The organism is Micromonospora cathayae, assembly GCF_028993575.1.
Lineage (GTDB): Bacteria > Actinomycetota > Actinomycetes > Mycobacteriales > Micromonosporaceae > Micromonospora > Micromonospora cathayae.
Genome location: NZ_CP118615.1, coordinates 4569442 through 4588596, shown reverse-complemented (window position 1 = coordinate 4588596; position 19155 = coordinate 4569442). Strand labels below are relative to the sequence as shown.

The window sequence follows — 19155 nt, the reverse complement described above, 5'->3', positions numbered from 1 at the left end:
CGTCACCTCCTGCTCTCCTCGGTCGACGCAGCCGGCGGAGCCGCCGTCGACGTCGATGGCGGGGCCGAGGCCGAACCCGCCGTCGGCGCCGAGGTCGAAGTCGGGGCCGCCGTCGGGGCCGAAGCCGGACTCGGGGCCGAGGTCGGGGCGGCGGCCGACGGTGGCGGTACCGGGGTGGTGTCCGCGCCGCTCGTCGTGGGGCCGGACGACGGGTGCCGGTCACCGGAGGCCGGTGGGTGGCCGGTCGTGTCCCGGCCCCGGTGCCGGCGTACCGCGCCGAACAGGGCGACGGCGAGGGCCAGCACCACCACCCCGCCGTGCATGACCGCGGCCACCGGCAGCGGCCGCCACACCTCGAGCAGGCCGGCGGCCACGATCATGCCCACCCCGAAGCCACCGTTCTCGGCCATCGCGGTCGCCCCGAAGAAGTAGCCCCGCCGGGGGTCGGGTTCGGCCTGGAGGCGGGTGGTGTAGCTGATCTCGGTGAAGCCGTCGGCCGCGCCGGCGACCAGCGCCACCGCGAAGACCCAGTAGCCGGGCAGGTCGGTGAAGGCGACGATGAAGGCGGCGGACATCACGCAGGTGCCGACGACGAAGGCGAGTTCGCTGCGTCGTGGATCGTCCAGTCCGGAGCCGGACCGGTGCAGCCGTCGGACCAGTTGGTGGGCGGTGAGCAGGCCGACCGCCCAGACCGCGAAGAAGTTCCCGACGAAGCCGGCCGGATCGTCCGGGCGGATCTGGGTGGCGTAGATCGGCAGGCCGACGTTGTGGGAGGCGGAGCCGAGCGCGTCGGCGGCCCGGACCACCACGATGACCAGGACGGCCGGCACGGCCAGCAGCGCGGCGAACGCCAGCCGGCGGCGCTGCCGGGCCGCCGCCCGACCGGCGGCAGGCGAGTCGGCGGCAGGCGGGTCGGCGGCCACCGTGGACGGTCGGCCACCGCGGCCCGGGAAGCGCAGCGGCAGGGCGGCCAGCAGGACGCCCGAGACGAGGAACGTGCCCGCGTCCACCAGGAAGGCCGCCCGGTAGCCGAGCCAACCGACCAGCAGTCCTCCGGCCGCGAAGCCGAGGGTCATCGCCACCGCCCGACCGGTGACGAGCAGGCCGTTCGCGGACACCCGGTCGCCGCCCGGCACCAGGTCGGGGACGCTGCTGCGCAGCAGCACCGACGAGGTGGTGCCGAGCAGCCCACCGGCCACGGCGACGACGGGCAGCAGGCCGAGGCGTACCGAGGAGGGGGCGAGCGCCAGGGCGACGAGCGCGGCGGCCTGGGTGAGATCGCAGGCGACCATAACCGGTCGGCGGGGCAGCCGGGCCGCCACGGTGCCGCCGGCCAGGCCGGCGAGGAAACCGGCGGCGAGCCGCAGCGCCATGAACGCGCCGGTCTGCAACGCGCTGCCGGTGGCCTGGTAGACGAAGAGGTTCAGCGCCACCATGTTGAGATAGCTGCCGAACGCCGAGATCGAGGTGCCGACCACGAGCACCCGGAACAGGATCACGTCGCGGGACGCGGGCACCCGCGCCATCAGCCGCACCGCCGGCCCGGTCCGGTTCGTCGGCAGGTGACCGAGGTACGGCGGACAGATCTCACGTGATCACTCCGTCCCGGCCACGGTGACGGTCAGCGGCAGCCGTCGATCTCCCGCGCCCCGCACAGTCTGCCGAAAAAGATCAGTCGTCGCCACCCGGAGCTGGCCGGCAACTTTCCGTGACGGCCGGGGCGGGTACGGTCGGCCCGGCGGCCGGAAAGCCGGTGGCGGGCCGGCCGGGCCGTGTGCGAGGGTCCGGGCCGTGGCCGACTACCGCACCGTCAACCGCGCCAACTGGGACGAACGCGCGCCCGCCCACGCCGCCTCCCCGGACTACGAGGTCGAGCGGTTCGCCACCGACCCCACCTTCCTCAGCGCGGTGGTCCGGTTCGACCGGCCCCGCCTCGGTGACCTCACCGGGCTGCGCGGCGTACACCTGCAGTGCCACATCGGCACCGACACGGTGTCGCTGGCCCGGCTGGGTGCCCGGATGACCGGCCTCGACTTCTCCGGCGCGTCGCTCGCCCAGGCCCGGGAGGTGGCCCGGCGCGCCGACGCCGACGTCGACTTCGTCGAGGCCGACGTCTACGACGCGGCGGAGGTGCTCGACGCCGGCGGGTTCGACCTGGTCTACACCGGCATCGGCGCGCTCTGCTGGCTGCCCGGCATCGCCCGCTGGGCCGAGGTGGTCGGGCGGCTGCTGCGGCCGGGTGGCCGGCTGTTCGTCCGGGAGGGACACCCGGTGCTGTGGGCCGTCGACGAGAGCCGCGCGGACCGGGCGCTCGCCCTGGAGTACCCGTACTTCGAGCGGCCCGAGCCGACCGTCTGGGACGAGGGCGGCACGTACGTGAGCACCGACCACGTGTTCACCCAGAACGTCACGCACGAGTGGAACCACGGCCTCGGCGAGATCGTCACCGCCGTACTCGGGGCCGGGATGCGCGTCACCGGCCTGGTCGAGCACGACAGCATCCCGTGGAACGGGCTGCCCGGCCAGCTGACCCGCGGCGACGACCAGGAGTGGCGACTGGTGGACCGGCCGGAACGGCTGCCCATGTCGTACACCCTCCAGGCGGTCCGGGAAGCCCGCTGACCCTGGTGATCCCCGTGGGCCGGACCGGTCACTAGCATCGTCGCCGTGCGGACCCTGCCCGGCTCCGGCGGCGTCCGGACGCTGCTCGACGTTCTCCTCCACGCCGCCGACACGGCACCCGGCCAGGTCGTCGTGCACGTCCGCCCGGACGGCACCGAACGCACCGTCACCCACCGTGAGCTGCGCGACGAGTCGCTGCGGGTGGCCGGCGGGTACCAGGCCGCCGGGCTGGCCCCGGGTACGCCGGCGCTGCTGCTCGCCGACGCCGGGGACGACTTCCAGCCGATGTTCTGGGGTGCCCTCGCCGCCGGGCTGGTGCCGGTGCCGCTGCCACCCGAGCCGTCCCGGGTACGGGCGGTGCGCGACCTGCTGCCCGGGGCGGTGGTGGTGACCGACGACGCCACCGCCCGGGTGGCCGACGGGCTGCCGGGGCCGGTCCTGCGGCTGGCCGCGCTGCGCGCCGGCCGCCCACCGGCCACCCTGCCCACGCCCGCCCCGGACCAGGTGGCGTTCCTCCAGTTCTCCTCGGGCAGCACCGGGTCACCCCGGGGGGTGGAGCTGACCCACGCCAACGTGCTGGCCAACCTGGCCCAGGCCCGCGCCGCCACCGGCCTGGGCCCGGACGACGTGCTGGTCACCTGGATGCCGTACTTCCACGACATGGGGCTGATCGGCACCCACCTGACCCCGCTGTCGGCGGGCGTCAAGCAGGTACGGATTCCGCCGCTGGCGTTCGCCAAGCGACCGGAGCTGTGGTTCACCACCGCCCACCGGCACCGGGCGACGCTGCTGTCGGCGGCGAACTTCGCGTTGGCGCTGGCGGTACGCCGGGTACCGGCGGAGACCCTCGCCGGGCTGGACCTGAGCCGGGTCCGGTTCGTCGCGGTGGGGGCGGAGCCGATCTCGGCGGCGGTGTGGCGGGCCTTCCTGGCGCACACCCGCCCGGCCGGACTGGCCCCGGCCGCGCCGCAACCGGTGTACGGGTTGGCCGAGGCGACCCTCGCGGTGACCTTCCCGCCGCTCGGGGAGGTGGCGGCCCCGCTGGTGCTGGACCGCGCCGAGCTGAGCCGGGGACGGGTGGTGCCGACCGGTCCGGGGCCGCACGCGGTGGAGCTGATGGACCTCGGTCACCCGGTGGCCGGCTGCGCGCTGCGGATCGTCGACGACCGGGGCCGGCCGGTGGGCGGGAACCGGGTGGGTCTGATCGAGGTACGCGGGCCGAACGTGGCCCGCCGCTACCACCGGGACGGGCCGGCCAGCCGGGAGACCTTCGTGGACGGCTGGCTGCGTACCGGTGATCTGGGTTTCCTGCGGGCCGGCCGGCTCTGCGTCACCGGCCGGGCCAAGGACGTGGTCTTCGTCAACGGCCGGACCTTCCACGCCTCCGACCTGGAGGAGGTGGCCGCGACCACGGCCGGGCTACCGACCGCCTCGGCGGCGGTGGTCGGCTGCACCGACCCGGACACCGGTGGCGAGCGGATCGTGGTGTTCGTACCGTGGGCGCGGCCCCCGGCCGGCGCGGCCGGGGTGCTCGACGCGGTCCGGGCCCGGGTGGCGGAGGCGTCGGGGCACGACGACGTGCGGGTGGTGCCGCTGCCCCCGGGCGCGCTGGCCCGCACCACCAGCGGCAAGTTGCGCCGTCGCCGGATCCGGGAACGGTATCTGGCCGGTGACTTCGCGGACCGGGAACGGCGCTGGTGCCGGGCCCCGGGACCGGCGGGCAGGCCGGAACCCACCGGGACCACCCCACCCACCCAGCTGCCGACCGTCGCCGGCGACCCCACCGAGCACATGAGGGCCACCGGACCGACCGGGATCACAGGACCGACGCTGGCCCGGCTGTCCCGGCCCGAGATCGAACGGCTGGTCCGTCAGGTGTGGGCGCGGGTGCTGGACCGGCCGGCCGACGGCATCGGCCTGGACGACCGGTTCCTGTCCATCGGCGGGTCCTCGCTGCGGGCGATGGAGGTGCTGGCCGGTCTGGAGGATGTCCTCGGCACCACGGTGGACCCGGCCGACCTGCGGGACTGTCCGACGGTGGCGTCCCTCGCCGACCGCCTCGCCGAGCGGGCCGCCACACCGCCGACGACAGCCGGGGCCGCCAACGGGACCGGGGCGACCGCCGAAGCCGGCAACGGGGCCGGGACGACCGACGGAGCCGGCCGGACCGACCGGGCCGGGGCGACCGACGGAGCCGGCCGGACCGACCGGGCCGGGGCGACCGACAGGCCCCGGGCGGTCGGCCCGGACCTGGCGACGCCGACCGGGTCGGTGGCGGTGATCGGGATGGCCTGCCGGTTCCCCGGGGCGGCCACCCCGGAGGAGTTCTGGCAGCGGCTGGTCGAGGGCTGGGACGCGGTCGGCCCGGTCCCCGCGCACCGGTGGACCGCCCGGTCGTCCCGGTGGGGAGGCTTCCTCGACGACCCGATGCTCCTCGACGCCGACTTCTTCGGGCTCACCGACACCGAGGCCCGGTACACCGATCCGCACGCCCGGCTGTTCCTGGAGATCGGGTACGAGGCGCTGGAACGCGCCGGGTACGCGGGTCCGCGCCGGCAGGGCCGCCGGATCGGGATCTTCGCCGCCGTCGGCGAGAGCGGCTACCCGGAACTGCTGGGCCGGGACGGGCCGCCCGCGTCGACCGCCGCCCTGGTCGGCAACCTGCGCAACCTGGTGGCGGCCCGGCTGGCCCAGGCCCTCGACCTGACCGGGCCGGCCGTGGCGGTGGACACCGCCTGTTCCTCGGCGCTGGTCGCGCTGCACCTCGCCGGGCGGAGCCTGGCCAGCGGCGAGTGCGACATCGCGGTGGTGGGTGGGGTCAACCTCAACCTCACCCCCACCGGGTACCGGCTGCTCGACGCCGCCGAGGCCCTCTCCCCCACCGGCCGGTGCCGCGCCTTCGACGCCGGGGCCGACGGTTTCGTGCCCGGCGAGGGTGGCGCGGCGCTCGTGCTGTGCCGGCCCGCCGACGCCCACGCCGCCGGTGACCAGGTGCTGGCCCTGGTCGCCGGGACGGCGGTCGGCAACGACGGCCGGTCGCTGAGCCTGCTCGCCCCGAACCCGCACCGGCAGCAGGAGGTGATCGTCCGGGCGTACCGGGAAGCGGGCATCGACCCGGCGCGGGTCAGCTACGTCGAGGCCCACGGCACCGGCACCCCGCTGGGTGATCCGGTGGAGGTGCGGTCCCTGGCGCACGCGTTCCCGCCCCCGGCGGACGGGACGTCCCGCGGGCTGGGTTCGGTGAAGACCAACCTGGGTCACCTGCTCAACGCCGCCGGCATGCCGGCACTGCTGAAGGTGGTACTGGCGCTGCGGCACCGGCGGCTGCCGGCGTCCCTGCACCACGTCCGGCCGCCCACCCGGTTCGACCTCGCCGCGGCGGGCTTCGCGGTGGTCACCGGGACCCGCGAGTGGACCGGACCGGCACCACTGGTGGCCGGGATCAACGCGTTCGGCTTCGGCGGTACGAACGCGCACGCCATCCTGCGGGAAGCGCCGCCGGCCGCACCGGTGCCGACCGGCCCCGACGGCCAGCCCGTCAGCCAACTGGTGACCCTCTCCGCGCACACCCCCACCGCCCTGCGCCGGGCGGCCCGGGACCTCGCCGGGCACCTGCGCGCCCACCCGGAACTCGACCCGGCCGACGTGTGCGCCAGCGCCGGCACCGCCCGCGACGACGGGCCGTACCGGCTGGCCGTGGTCGCCGCCGGGGACCTGGCCGACCGGCTGGACGCGGCAGCGGTCGCGGCCCACCGTCCGGTCGGCCGCCGGCCCCGTACCGTGTTCCTCTTCCCGGGGGCGGACACCCCGCCGCCGTCGGCCGAGGTGGTGCGGGACCTGCACGACCGGCTGCCGGTGTTCCGGACGGTCCTCGCCGAGGTGTGCGCCGCCGCCGGGCCGGTGGCCGGCCGGCCACTGCTGTCCTGGTGTCTGGCCGGGCCGTCCGACCCGGCACCGGTGCCGGCCGCCGGGACCGTGCTGGCAGCGGTGCACCTCGCGCTGGGTGTCGCGCTGGCCGGGCAGCTCACCGCCTGGGGCGTCACACCCGACGCGCTGCTCGGCCAGGGGACCGGGGAGTTCGCGGCGGCGGCCGTCGCGGGCGCGCTGACCGTCGCCGACGCGGTCCGGCTCGCGGTGGGCGGGGGTGACCGGCGGCCCGCCGGACCGTACCGGGTGCCGCTGTTCAGTCCGGCCGCCGGGCGGTGGGACCCGGAGCACTGGCCGGCCGTACCGGCCGACCCCTCGACGCTGCCGGCGGCACTGTGCCGGCTGCGCGCCGACGGCTACGACACGTACGTCGAACTGGGGTCCGCCGGCCTGCTCGGACCGGGGTTCGCGGGCCCGCTCGGCGCGACGGCCGACGGGGCCCCGGTGGGCGTACCGGCCGTTCCCGCCCCGGACGCGGTGACGGCGGGCGGGACCGGGGCGCTGCTGGCGACGGTGGGCCGGCTCTGGGCGCGCGGCGGACCGCTGGACCGGTCGGCGCTGTACGCCGGCCGGCGGCGGGTCCCGGTGCCGACGTACCCGTTCGAGCGGCGGGCGTACCGGCCCCCGGGCAGCCCGGACCCCGACGTGCCGCTGTACCGGGTCACCTGGCGGGAGACGCCCCCGCCGGGCGGGACGCTGCCGACGCGGGTCCGGCTGGCCGGCCCGGGGACCGGAAGCGACTTCGCCGACCGGCTCACCGCCGACCTCACCGCGCGGGGCGTCGAGGTGAGCCGGGACGCCGCCTCGGGCCGCCAGGATGCCGAGGAGCCGTGTCCTGCCGGTCCCGCACGCCGAGCGGGCCGGGCCGCCGCCTCGGGCCGCCCGGACGTGCTGGTGTTCCTGGCCGGGACCGCGGTCGACCCGCCGGACGTGGCGACCCTCGACAGCGTCGTGTCCGAGCTGGTGCGCGCCTTCCGGACGCTCCTGGACGGCCTGGCCGACGACCCGACGCCACTGCTGGTGGTCACCGAGGACGTGCAGGTCACCGGCACGGCGACCGAACGGCCACGGCCGGTGCACGGGGTGCTGGCCGGGTTGACCGCCGCCCTGGCCGACGAGCGACCTGACCTGCCGGTACGGATCGTGGACCTGTCCGGGCCGGACGACCGGGCGGTACGGTCGGCGGCGGTCTGCGCGGAACTCGCCGCGTTCGGCCGCCCGTCGTCGGCCGTACCGGCACCGGCGGGAGACGCCGATGGTGTCCCGGCGACCGGCGTGGCCTGGCGGGGTGGACGCCGGTTGACCCGGGCGCTGACCGAGGTGGCGACGCCACCGCAGCGCACCGATCCGGACGGAGTCCACGTGCTCCTCGGTGGGGCCGGTGGGCTCGGGGCCGAACTGGCCCGTCACCTGGTCCGCCGGGGTCACCCCACCCTCCTGCTGGCCGGGCGCTCCACCCAGCCGCCGGACGCGCTGCTGACCGAACTCCGCGCCGCCGGCGCCACCGTCACGTACCACCGGTGTGACGTGACCGTCCCGGCCGACGTGGACGCGCTGCTCGGCGGCCTGGACCGGTTGGACACCGTGTTCCACGCGGCCGGGACCGTACGGGTGGGCACGTTGCGGACCAAGTCCGTCCCCGACGTCCTCGCCGTGCTGGCCCCCAAGGTCCGCGGCAGTTTCCTGGTGGCCGAGACGCTGCGCCGGCACGGCCACCACCGGACCGCGGTGGTGGGGTTCTCGTCGGTCAGCGCGGTCCTGCCGGGACTGGCCGCCGCGGTCGGAGATTACGCCGCCGCCAACGCCTTCCTCGACGCGTTCGCCGCCGCGCAGCGGGCCGCCGGGCGGCCGTTCCAGTCGGTGGGCTTCGCCGCGATCACCGACACCGGGATGGCCGCCCGGGCCGGTGTCCTGCCCACCAGGCAGCAGCCCGGCCACCCACCCGACGGGGGCCAGGCCGGCCCCGCCCCGGGCGGGGAGCGGTCGGCGGGTGCTGTCGGCGGGCTGACCGGCCGGGCCGCGCTGCGGGGTCTCCTCGCCGCCGGAGACGTCGACGCGGCCCACCTGGTCGTGGCGGACCTGCGTCATCGGGCCGTGCCGGACCGGCGTGCGGGGTCCGGTGCCGCTGACCGGGACGGTCGGGCCGGGCCGGCGAGCGACGACCGGGACACCGCGTCCCGCACACCGACCGCTGCCGGAGCGCCACCACCGGCCGGGTACGACGATGCCCCCGCCGGGTACGACGATGCCCCGCCCCGGCCCGGCCGGTTCCCGGAGCCCTCTCCGGCTGCCGCCACCGACCCCGGCGACGCCGGGCGGAACGGCGGCGACGGGCCGGCTCTGCCGGAGCTGGCCGGGTTGCTGCGCCGGCTGGTGGCCGAACCGCTGCACCGCCGCCCGGAGGAGATCGCCGACGACACCTCGTTCCTCGCTCTCGGCCTGGACTCCCTGGCGGCCGTGGACCTGGTCAAGCGGCTGGAGGACGAGCTCGGCCGGCAGCTACCGGTCACCCTGTTCTTCGAGTACACCACTGTCGCCGAACTGGCCGGGCACCTCGCCGGCCAGCCCACCGGGACCACCGCCCCCGGCACCGGGCCGTCGGCCGTCCCCGGCACCAGGCCGTCGACCGTCCCCGAGGTCGGGCCGTCGACCGGTGACCATGCCGGGCGGCCGACCACGCCCGGTGCCGGGCCGTCGACCGTGGACGGTGCCGAGGCGTTCCCGCTGACCCCTGTGCAGCGGGCGTTCCACGTCAACGAGCGGTTCCACCCGACGGTGGCGAGCTACGGCTTCGTCCGGCACACCGTCACCGGGCCGCTCGACGCCGACCTGCTCCGCCGGGCCCTGGGCGAACTGGAGAACCGCCACCCGATGCTGCGGGTCCGGTTCGTCGCCGGCCCGACGGCCGGCGCGCCCCGGCAGGTGGTGCTGCCACCGTCCGCCGGACCGACCTGGTACGCCGAGCAGCCGCTCACCGGTTCCCTCGCGGCGCTGGAGGAACGGCTGTGCAACACGCCCGTCGACCTCACCCGGGAGCCGCCGTTGCGGGCGGTACTGGTCCGAGAGGCCCCCGACCGGGCACACCTGGTGCTGGTCATGCACCACGCCGCCGGGGACGGCTTCAGTCTCAACCTGCTCGGCGCGCAGCTGTGGGCCACCTACACCGCGCTGGCCCGGGGCCGGACGCCGGACGTGCCGCTTCCGGCCGCCCACTTCCGCACGTACGCGCAGGGGCTCGGGGCACCCGCGGAACAGGATCTGGCGTACTGGCGGGACGTGCTCACCCGGGACGGGCGGACGTTGCGGTTGCCGTACGACGGCACGCCCGACACGGCGCCCGCTCCCCCGTACGCCAGCCACCCGGAACACCTGGAGCCGGCGCTGGTGGCGGGGCTACGGGAGCATGCCGCCGACGCCGGGGTATCGCTGTTCCACCTGCTGCTGGCCGGGTACGTGCGGTGTCTGGCCCGGTGGAGCGGGCAGCGGCGGATCCCGGTGAACCTGGCCCGGGCCGGCCGGGACGCCCGGCTGCCCGGCATCGAGCGGACCGTCGGCCCGTTCGCCGACACCCTGCCGCTGCTGGTCGACGTGGACCCGGACGAGCCGGCGGGCCGGCTCGCCGACCGGATCCGGGTCGACTGGTCGACCGCGCAGCGGCACGGCTCGGTGTCCACCCTCGACCTGGCCCGGCTGCTCGACCCGGCCGGGGCGGGCCCGCGCACCGCGAGTCCGGCCGGTTTCAGTTTTGCCCGTTTCCCGGTCACCCGGGACGGTGACTGCCCGGTCGCGGTGACCGCGACGGCCGCCGGTACCGCTTCGGCGGCGACCCGGCTCAGCCTGCTCTGCTGGGAGTCGGACGCGACCCTGCGCTTCTCCTGGAACTTTCCGACCCGGCTGTTCGACCGGGCCACCGTGGCCCGGCTCGCCGCCGAGCACCGGCGGGAACTGGTCGCCCTGGCCGGGGCCGGGCGAACCGCCCCTGCCACCACCGATGTCGATACCGGCACCAGCCATGCCGGCGTCGACCACGTCGATGCCGGTACCGGCCAGGGTGATGCCGGCGTCGGCCAGGGCGATGCCGGTACCGGCCGTCCGGCTGGCGGGTCGGTGGCCGGCGACGTCGCCCGCCACCTCGTCACCGGCAGCGACGACGTCAGCGCGCGGATCAGGGCGGTGTGCCGGCGGTACCCGGAGGCGGTGGCCGTGCGGGACGGTACGGCGACGGTGACGTACCGGGGCCTCGACCTGGCCGCCGACCGGGTGGCGGCGCGGCTCGGCGGGTACCGGGTGGGTCCGGGTGACCGGGTGGCACTGCTCACCGCGCCCGGCCCGGCCACGGTGGTCGGGATCGTCGGGATCCTCCGGGCCGGTGCCGCCTGGGTACCGCTGGACGCCGGACACCCGCCGGCCCGGCTCCGCGACCAGCTCGACCGGGCCGGTGTCGGGGTGGTCCTGCACGACGACGACTGCGTCGACGCCGCCGAACGGATCGGCGGGGCGGCCCGGCCGGTCCGGCTCGATCCGGTCCCGACAGCCGAAGCCGGTCAGCCCGATCCGGTCCCGGCAGCCGGAGCCGATCAGCCCGATCCCGTACCGGCCGGAGCCGGACGGCCCGGTCCCGAACCGGTGGCCGCCGTACCGGCCCCGGACGACCCGGCCTACGTGATCTTCACGTCGGGTTCGACGGGACGACCGAAGGGCGTGCCGGTCTCCCGCCGGTCCATGCTGAACTACCTCGACTGGGCGGTCACCACCTTCGGTTACCGGCCCGGGGACCGGCTCGCGCAGACCTCCTCGATCTGCTTCGACGCGTCGGTCCGGCAGGTGCTGGCACCGTTGCTGGTGGGCGCCACCGTGGTCACCGTGCCCCCGGCGCTGCGGCGGGACCCGCACGCCCTGCTGGCCCGGTTGGAACAGGACCGGATCACCGTGTGGAGTTCGGTACCCACCCTGTGGGAGCGGATCCTGCGCGCCGCCGAGGAACGGGCCGACCGGGGTACGCCGGCGCGGCTGGACGCGCTGCGCTGGGTGCACGTCGGCGGGGAGGAGCTGTCGCCGGTGCCGGTACGGCGCTGGTTCGACCTGTTCGGTGCCGGTTGCCGGATCACCAACCTGTACGGCCCGACCGAGGCCACCATCAACGCCACCTGGCACCTGATCGACCGACGGCCGGGCGACGAGGTGCGCCGGCTGCCGATCGGCCGGCCGGTGGGCGGAGCGGTCGTCCGAGTCGTCGACGCCGAGGGACGGGACTGTCCCCCCGGGACGGCCGGCGAACTGTACCTGGGCGGGGTCGGGCTCACCGCCGGCTATCTCGGTGAGCCGGAGCTGACCAGGGCCGCCTTCGTGTTCCGCGACGGCCAGCGGTTCTACCGCAGCGGCGACCGGGGACGCGTCGGGCCGGACGGCAACCTGGAGTTCCTGGGCCGGCTCGACGACCAGGTGAAGATCCACGGTTACCGGGTGGAGCCCGGTGAGGTCGAGGCGGTGCTGCGCCGGCACCCGCAGGTGACCGCCGCGGTGGTGCTGCACCGGGCCGATCCGCACCCGCGGCTGCACGCCTTCGTCCGTCCCGGACCGGGGGCCGCCCCGACGTTGGCCGGGTTGCGTGCCCATCTCGCCGCCAGCCTGCCGGATCACATGGTCCCGGCCCGGATCCACCTGCTGGACGACCTGCCGGTGACCGCCGTCGGCAAGATCGACCGGGACCGGCTGTGGGCGCGGGTCCGGGCCGGGTCCACCGGCGACGGCTCCCCTCCGGTAGCGGCTTCTCCCACCGGCACCGAACAGAGGTTGGCCCGGATCTGGTGCGACCTGCTCGACCTGCCGTCGATCGGCCCGGACGACGACTTCTTCAGCCTCGGCGGTGACTCCATCCTGGTGCTGGAGGTGTTCGCCCGGTTGCGGGAGCAGTCGCCCGCCGTACCGGGACCGAACCTGATCTACCGGCACCGCACCCTCGCCGGACTGGCCGCCGCGATCGACACGGCGGCCACCGACCCGGCCCGGCCGCCCGGAGCCGGCCGCCCGGTAGGCGACACCTGCCCTGCCGGTCCTGCTGCCACCGACCCGACGGTTCCGTTCCCCGTGACGGCGACCCAGCGCGGGTTCCTGCTCGCCGACGCGGTCTCCCCCGGTGCCGGCACCGCCTGGCTGGCCCGCCTGCGGCTCCGGGGTTCGCTGCGCCGCGACGTGTTCCAGCGCGCCGTCGACGTCCTCGTCGCCCGGCACCGGATGCTGCGGACGGTCTTCCCCGCCGGGGTCCGGCCGCCGGTGCAACAGGAGCTGCCCGCGTCGCTGCGGCTGCCGGTCGGGTACGAGGTGCTGTCCGCCCCCGCCGACCTGGCGGCCCGGGTCGCCGAGGAACGCGGCCGCCGGTTCGAGACGTGGGCCTGGCCGCTGCTGCGGTTGCGGCTGCTGGCGGTGGCACCCGACGAGCACGTCCTGCTGGTGCACGCCCACCACGTGATCGGTGACGGATACAGCGTGGCCCTGCTCGGCCGCGAGCTGCTCACGGTCTACCGTCGGCTGGCCGCCGGTGAGTCCGCCGGGCTCCCCGAGCTGCGGGCGAGCTTCCGGGACTACGTGGCGCTGCTGACCAGGCGGGCGGACGCGCCGCCCGATCCCGCCGCGTTGGCCTGGTGGAGCCACCGGTTCGGCCCGCCCTACCAGCCGCCGACGCTGCGCGCCGGTCACCGTCCCGGCCCGGCCGGGACCGCACCACCGCCGGCCCCGCCACCGGCCCCACCATCACCAGCGGCGACCCCGGCACCGGCCCGGCCACCGTCGGGAACCGCGGCGTCGGTGGCCGGCTTCACTCTCGGCACGGCGGTCGTCGACGGCCTGCGCCGGCTCGCCGCCGACGCGGCGACCACGCTGTACGCGACGGTGCTGACCGGGTACCACCGGGCCCTGGCCCGCTACACCGGCCAGGACGACCTGGTCGTCGGTCTGGCCGTCACCGGCCGGGACCATGCCCTGCTGCCCGACCTGCACCGGTTGTTCGGTCCGTGCGCGGCGATGCTGCCGCTACGGCTGACCGGCGGTGGCGGTTTCCCGGCGCACCTGGCCCGGGTCGCCGGTGAGGTCACCGCCGCCCGGCAGCACGACGATCCGCCGTCGATCGCCACCCTGGGCGGCACCGGGCGGCGGGACGGCGCTCCGCTCGGCGCGCAGTTCTTCTTCAGCTTCCTGGACTTCGCCGCCCTCGGGGTGGCCGGCCCGGCTCCGGAGGCGGGGCAGCTCAGCCTGGACTGGGACGACGAGGACACCGACCTGGCACCGCCGCCGATCGGCACCGACCTGTTCCTGACCGCCCGGCCGGTCCCGGACGGCCTCCGGGTGACGGTCCGTGCCTCGGCGGTGGCGGTGGGCCCGGACCAGCTCACCCAGCTCGCCGGCTGGTTGCGGGACGAGCTGGCCGCCGCCGCGACCGCCGCCGCACCGCCGACGACCAGCGGTCGGGGGGAGCGCGTCACGGCACAGGGACAGCCGGACCACGCCGCGCCACCGGAGGAGGTGGCCATGCCGTCGGGGCGGGCCGCCCCGACGCCGGGACGGCTGGACGCGGCGATCGTCGGTTACCTGCCGCCGCCGGCCCAGCTCGCCGCGCTCGCCGGGCTGCCCGCCGACAGCCTGCCCCGGGACCAGCTACGGGACCTGCTGTTCCCGGCCGGCGGACCACGGCTGCTGGAGGAGTTGACCACCCCGCTGGGCACCTCGGGGTTCGTCTGCCTGCCCCGCTTCGCCGACGAGCTGACCGGGGCGCGGGAGAGCCTCGCCGCCGAGACCGCCCACGCCGTCGACCTGGCCGCCGACCTCGGGGCGCGGTGCGTGTCGCTGGCCGGCATGATCCCCGCCCACACCGGCTACGGCGTCGGCGTGCTGCGGCGTACCCGCGCGGGCGTGGCGGTGACCACGGGACACGCGGTCACCGCCGTCTCCGTGGTGTTGACGGTGGAGGCGGCGCTGGCCGCGGTGGGCGGGGACCTGGCCGGGCGAACCGTCGCCGTGGTCGGTCTCGGCTCGATCGGGTCCACCTCGTCCCGGCTGCTGCTGGCCCGTGCCGCCCGCCCGCCGGCCCGGCTCGTGCTCTGTGACGTGCCGGCGGCCGCGCCCCGGCTGGCCGCCCACGCCGCCCGGCTGCGCGCCGACGGCTTCCATGGCGCGGTCGAGACGTGCCGGTCCACGCCGGGCGTGCCGGCCGGCGTGTACGAGGCGGACGTGGTCATCGGCGCGACCAGTGCCGCGAGCCAGCCGATCGACGTCGACCGGCTGCGTCCCGGCACGATCGTCGTCGACGACTCCTTCCCGCACGCCCTGGATCCGGCCCGTGCCCTGGCCCGGATGCGGTCCGCCGGTGACCTGCTCGTGGTGGGTGGTGGCCTGCTGCACCTGGCCGGTGCCACGCGTACCGTGCCGGTGGACCTGCCGCCGGCGGTGGTGGCCGGGCACGCGGCCGGTCAGGGCCTGCCCGCCACGGTCGCCTCCTGCCAGCTGGAAGCCCTGCTCTGGGCGGCGGTGCCGGGGTTGCCGCTGGTGCACGGCCCGGTGGAGCAGCCGACGGTGGTCCGGTACGCGCGGGCCCTCGCCGGGACCGGGGTCACCGCCGCGCCGCTGCACCTGCTGCGTCACCGGGTCCGGCCGGCCCTGACCGGCTGGTCCGAACCCCTGGTCACGGTGCCTCCAGGTGCCGGCGCGGAGCCACCGGACGACTGACCCGTCCCACATTGCGCAACGAAGAACACGTCACGGGAGGGACATCGACTAGACTCAGAGACCCGGCCGAGAGGCGCTGCAACGGGCGAAACGCCCGCCACGCTCGGTCGGGACGCATCACCGTCACAAGGGCGCCTCCCACTACTGGGAGGTGCGCGGGTGCGAAATTCGCTGTCGGAGCTGCGGGAACTGCTGGGCCAGCGGATCGTGGTGCTGGACGGTGCGTGGGGCACCATGCTCCAGGGCGCGAAGCTCACGCCCGCCGACTACCGCGGTGACCGGTTCACCGACCATCCGCTCGACGTCACCGGTGACCCGGACCTGCTCAACCTGACCCGGCCGGACCTCATCCTGGACGTGCACCGCCGGTATCTTGCCGCCGGCGCCGACATCACCACCACCAACACGTTCACCGCGACCAGCATCGGTCAGGCCGACTACGGTCTGGAGTCGGCGGTACGGGAGATGAACGTCCGTGGGGCGCAGCTGGCCCGCCAGGCCGCCGACGAGGCCGGCGGGCGGTTCGTGGCCGGCTCGATCGGTCCGCTGAACGTCACCCTGTCGTTGTCGCCGAAGGTCGACGACCCGGCCTACCGGGCGGTCTCCTTCGAGCAGGTGCGCGCCGCGTACGCCGAGCAGATCGCCGCCCTGGTCGAGGGCGGGGTCGACCTGCTGATGGTCGAGACGATCTTCGACACGCTCAACGCGAAGGCGGCGATCGCCGCGGCCCGCGAGGTCGCCCCGGACCTGCCGTTGTGGATCTCGGTGACCATCGTCGACCTGAGCGGGCGGACCCTGTCCGGGCAGACCGTCGAGGCGTTCTGGACGTCGATCGCGCACGCCGAGCCGCTGGTGGTCGGGATGAACTGCGCGCTGGGGGCGGCGGAGATGCGTCCGCACCTGGCCGAGCTGTCCCGGCTGGCGGACACGTACGTCGCCTCCCACCCCAACGCCGGCCTGCCGAACGCGTTCGGCGGCTACGACCAGTCCCCGGAGGAGAGCGGGGAGCTGATCGCCGGGTTCGCCCGGGACGGGATGGTCAACATCGTCGGTGGCTGCTGCGGTACCACGCCGGCGCACATCGAGCGGATCGCCACCGCGGTCGCCGGGCTGGCCCCGCGTGAGCTGCCGGCCCGGCCGGCCGCGACCCGGTTCAGCGGGCTGGAGACCTTCGAGATCGGCCCGGACACCGGGTTCGTGATGATCGGCGAGCGCACCAACGTCACCGGTTCGGCCCGGTTCCGCCGGCTGATCGAGGCCGACGACCACCAGGCGGCCGTCGACGTGGCCCTGGAGCAGGTCCGGGGCGGGGCGAACCTGCTCGACGTCAACATGGACGCCGACCTGCTCGACAGCGAGCGGGCGATGACCACCTTCCTCAACCTGATCGCCACCGAGCCCGAGGTGGCCCGCATCCCCATCATGATCGACAGCTCGCGGTGGAGCGTGCTGGAGGCCGGGCTGAAGTGCGTGCAGGGCAAGGGCGTGGTCAACTCGATCAGCCTCAAGGAGGGCGAGGAGCCGTTCCTCGAGCAGGCCCGCCGGATCCGCGAGTACGGCGCGGGCGTGGTGGTGATGGCCTTCGACGAGCAGGGCCAGGCCGACACCACCGAACGCAAGGTGGAGATCTGCGGCCGGGCGTACGACCTGCTCATCGGCAGTGCCGGCTTCGACCCCGAGGACATCATCTTCGACCCGAACGTGCTGGCCGTCGCCACCGGCATCGCCGAGCACAACGGGTACGCCAAGGCGTTCATCGACGCGCTGCCGCTGATCAAGCAGCGTTGTCCGGGCGCGCGGACCAGCGGCGGCATCTCCAACCTGTCGTTCTCGTTCCGGGGCAACGACGTGGTCCGGGAGGCGATGCACTCGGCGTTCCTGCTGCACGCGGTCCGGGCCGGGCTGGACATGGGCATCGTCAACGCCGGCCAGCTCGCCGTCTACCAGGACATCCCGGCCGACCTGCTGGAGCTCGTCGAGGACGTGATCTTCGACCGGCGGCCGGACGCCACCGACCGGCTGGTCACGTTCGCCGGCAGCGTGCAGGGCTCGGGGACCCGCCGCACGGTGGACCTGTCCTGGCGGGAGGCGCCGGTACGGGAACGCCTGTCGCACGCCATGGTGCACGGCATCGTCGACTTCATCGAGGCCGACACCGAGGAGGCCCGGCAGCAGGCCGACCGCCCCCTGGAGGTGATCGAGGGGCCGCTGATGGACGGCATGAAGATCGTCGGCGACCTGTTCGGCGCGGGGAAGATGTTCCTGCCCCAGGTGGTGAAGAGCGCCCGGGTGATGAAGCGGGCGGTGGCCTACCTGGAACCGTTCATGGAGGCGGAGAAGGCGGCCGGCGTCGGACGCGGGGCCGGCAAAGTGGTGCTGGCGACGGTCAAGGGCGACGTGCACGACATCGGCAAGAACATCGTCGGGGTGGTGCTCGGCTGCAACAACTACGAGGTGATCGACCTCGGCGTGATGGTCCCGGCCGCGAAGATCCTGGACGTCGCGGTGACCGAGAAGGCGGACGCGGTCGGCCTGTCCGGGCTGATCACGCCGTCGCTGGACGAGATGGTCACGGTCGCCGCCGAGATGCAGCGCCGCGGGCTGACCCTGCCGCTGCTGATCGGTGGGGCCACCACCTCCCGGCAGCACACCGCCGTGCGGATCGCGCCCGCCTACGACGGCACCACCGTGCACGTGCTGGACGCCTCCCGGGTGGTCGGGGTGGTGTCCGACCTGCTGGACGCCGACCGCGCCGAGAAGCTGGACGACGAGAACCGGGTCGAGCAGGCCCGGCTGCGCGAGCAGCACGAGAAGCGACAGCGGACGCCGCTGCTGCCGCTGGCACGGGCCCGCGCCAACCGGGAGACGGTCTCCTTCGCCGACCTGCCGGTGCCGGCCTTCACCGGCGTACGCGAGGTCCGGCCGGACCTGACCACGCTCCGCGAGATGATCGACTGGCAGTTCTTCTTCCTGGCCTGGGAGCTGAAGGGCAAGTATCCGGCGATCCTGGAACAGCCGGCCGCCCGGGACCTGTTCGCCGATGCCACCGCGCTGCTGGACGAGATCGTCGCCACCGGCGCGCTGACCGCCCACGGCGTGTACGGCTTCTGGCCGGCGCACGCCGAGCAGGACGACCTGGTGGTCGACGGGGTCCGGCTGCCGATGCTGCGTCAGCAGACCGCCAAGCCGGACGGCCGGCCGAACCGCTGCCTGGCCGACTACGTCGCCCCGGCCGGCGACCACCTGGGCGGGTTCGCGGTGGCGGTGCACGGCGCGGAGGAGCTGGCCGCCCGGTACGAGGCCGAGCACGACGACTACCGGGCGATCATGGTGAAGGCGCTGGCCGACCGGCTCGCCGAGGCGTTCGCCGAGTGGATCCACCTGACCGCCCGCCGCGAGTGGTACGAGCCGGACGCCGAGCCGGCGCTGGCGGACCTGCACGCCGAACGGTTCCGGGGCATCCGGCCGGCGCTCGGCTACCCGGCCAGCCCCGACCACAGCCTCAAGCAGGAGCTGTTCACGCTGCTCGACGCGGAGCGGGCCGGGCTGGGCCTGACCAGTTCGTACGCGATGACGCCGGCGGCGGCGGTCAGCGCGCTGCTGTTCGCCCACCCGGCGTCGCGGTACTTCACGGTGGGCCGGATCGGCGACGACCAGGCCCGCGACTACGCCGCCCGGCGCGGCCTGTCGTACGAGGAGGTCGAGCCGTGGCTCCGGCCCAACCTGGGCTGACCGTCCGCCGGACGGGTTGACCGTCCGGTGGTGGGCCCGCCGCGTCGTGGTGGCGGCGGGCCCGGCCGGTCTCCTACCCGGGTAGGAGGCAGGCTCCGACCACCGGCCGCGACCGGGGCCGCTGGTCGGGCGAACCGGTGAGGTTCAGGCAGCAAC

4 protein-coding genes and 1 riboswitch are annotated in these 19155 nt (G+C 75.6%); of the genes, 3 read left to right on the top strand and 1 reads right to left on the bottom strand.

Annotation, left to right across the window (positions count from 1 at the left end):
- Positions 1–2: 2 nt before the first annotated feature.
- Positions 3–1526: an MFS transporter gene (locus PVK37_RS20720; RefSeq protein ID WP_275029238.1), complete on the bottom strand. Its 1524-nt coding sequence runs from the start codon at positions 1524–1526 to the stop codon at positions 3–5.
- Positions 1527–1791: 265 nt separating this feature from the next.
- Here PVK37_RS20720 and PVK37_RS20715 point away from each other — a divergent pair, with 265 nt between their 5' ends.
- From PVK37_RS20715 to metH, 3 genes are all read left to right on the top strand, one after another.
- Positions 1792–2622 carry a class I SAM-dependent methyltransferase gene (locus PVK37_RS20715; protein WP_275029237.1) on the top strand — a complete coding sequence of 277 codons (831 nt, stop codon included), beginning with the start codon at positions 1792–1794 and terminating at the stop codon, positions 2620–2622.
- A 45-nt stretch (positions 2623–2667) separates the two neighbouring features.
- Positions 2668–15267 carry a non-ribosomal peptide synthetase gene (locus PVK37_RS20710; protein WP_275029236.1) on the top strand — a complete coding sequence of 4200 codons (12600 nt, stop codon included), beginning with the start codon at positions 2668–2670 and terminating at the stop codon, positions 15265–15267.
- Between the two features lie 62 nt (positions 15268–15329).
- A riboswitch (S-adenosyl-L-homocysteine riboswitch) is annotated at positions 15330–15411 on the top strand.
- A gap of 15 nt (positions 15412–15426) precedes the next feature.
- A complete protein-coding gene (metH, locus tag PVK37_RS20705; protein WP_275029235.1) occupies positions 15427–18999 on the top strand; it encodes a methionine synthase in 3573 nt (1190 codons plus the stop codon).
- The last annotated feature ends 156 nt before the right edge of the window (positions 19000–19155 follow it).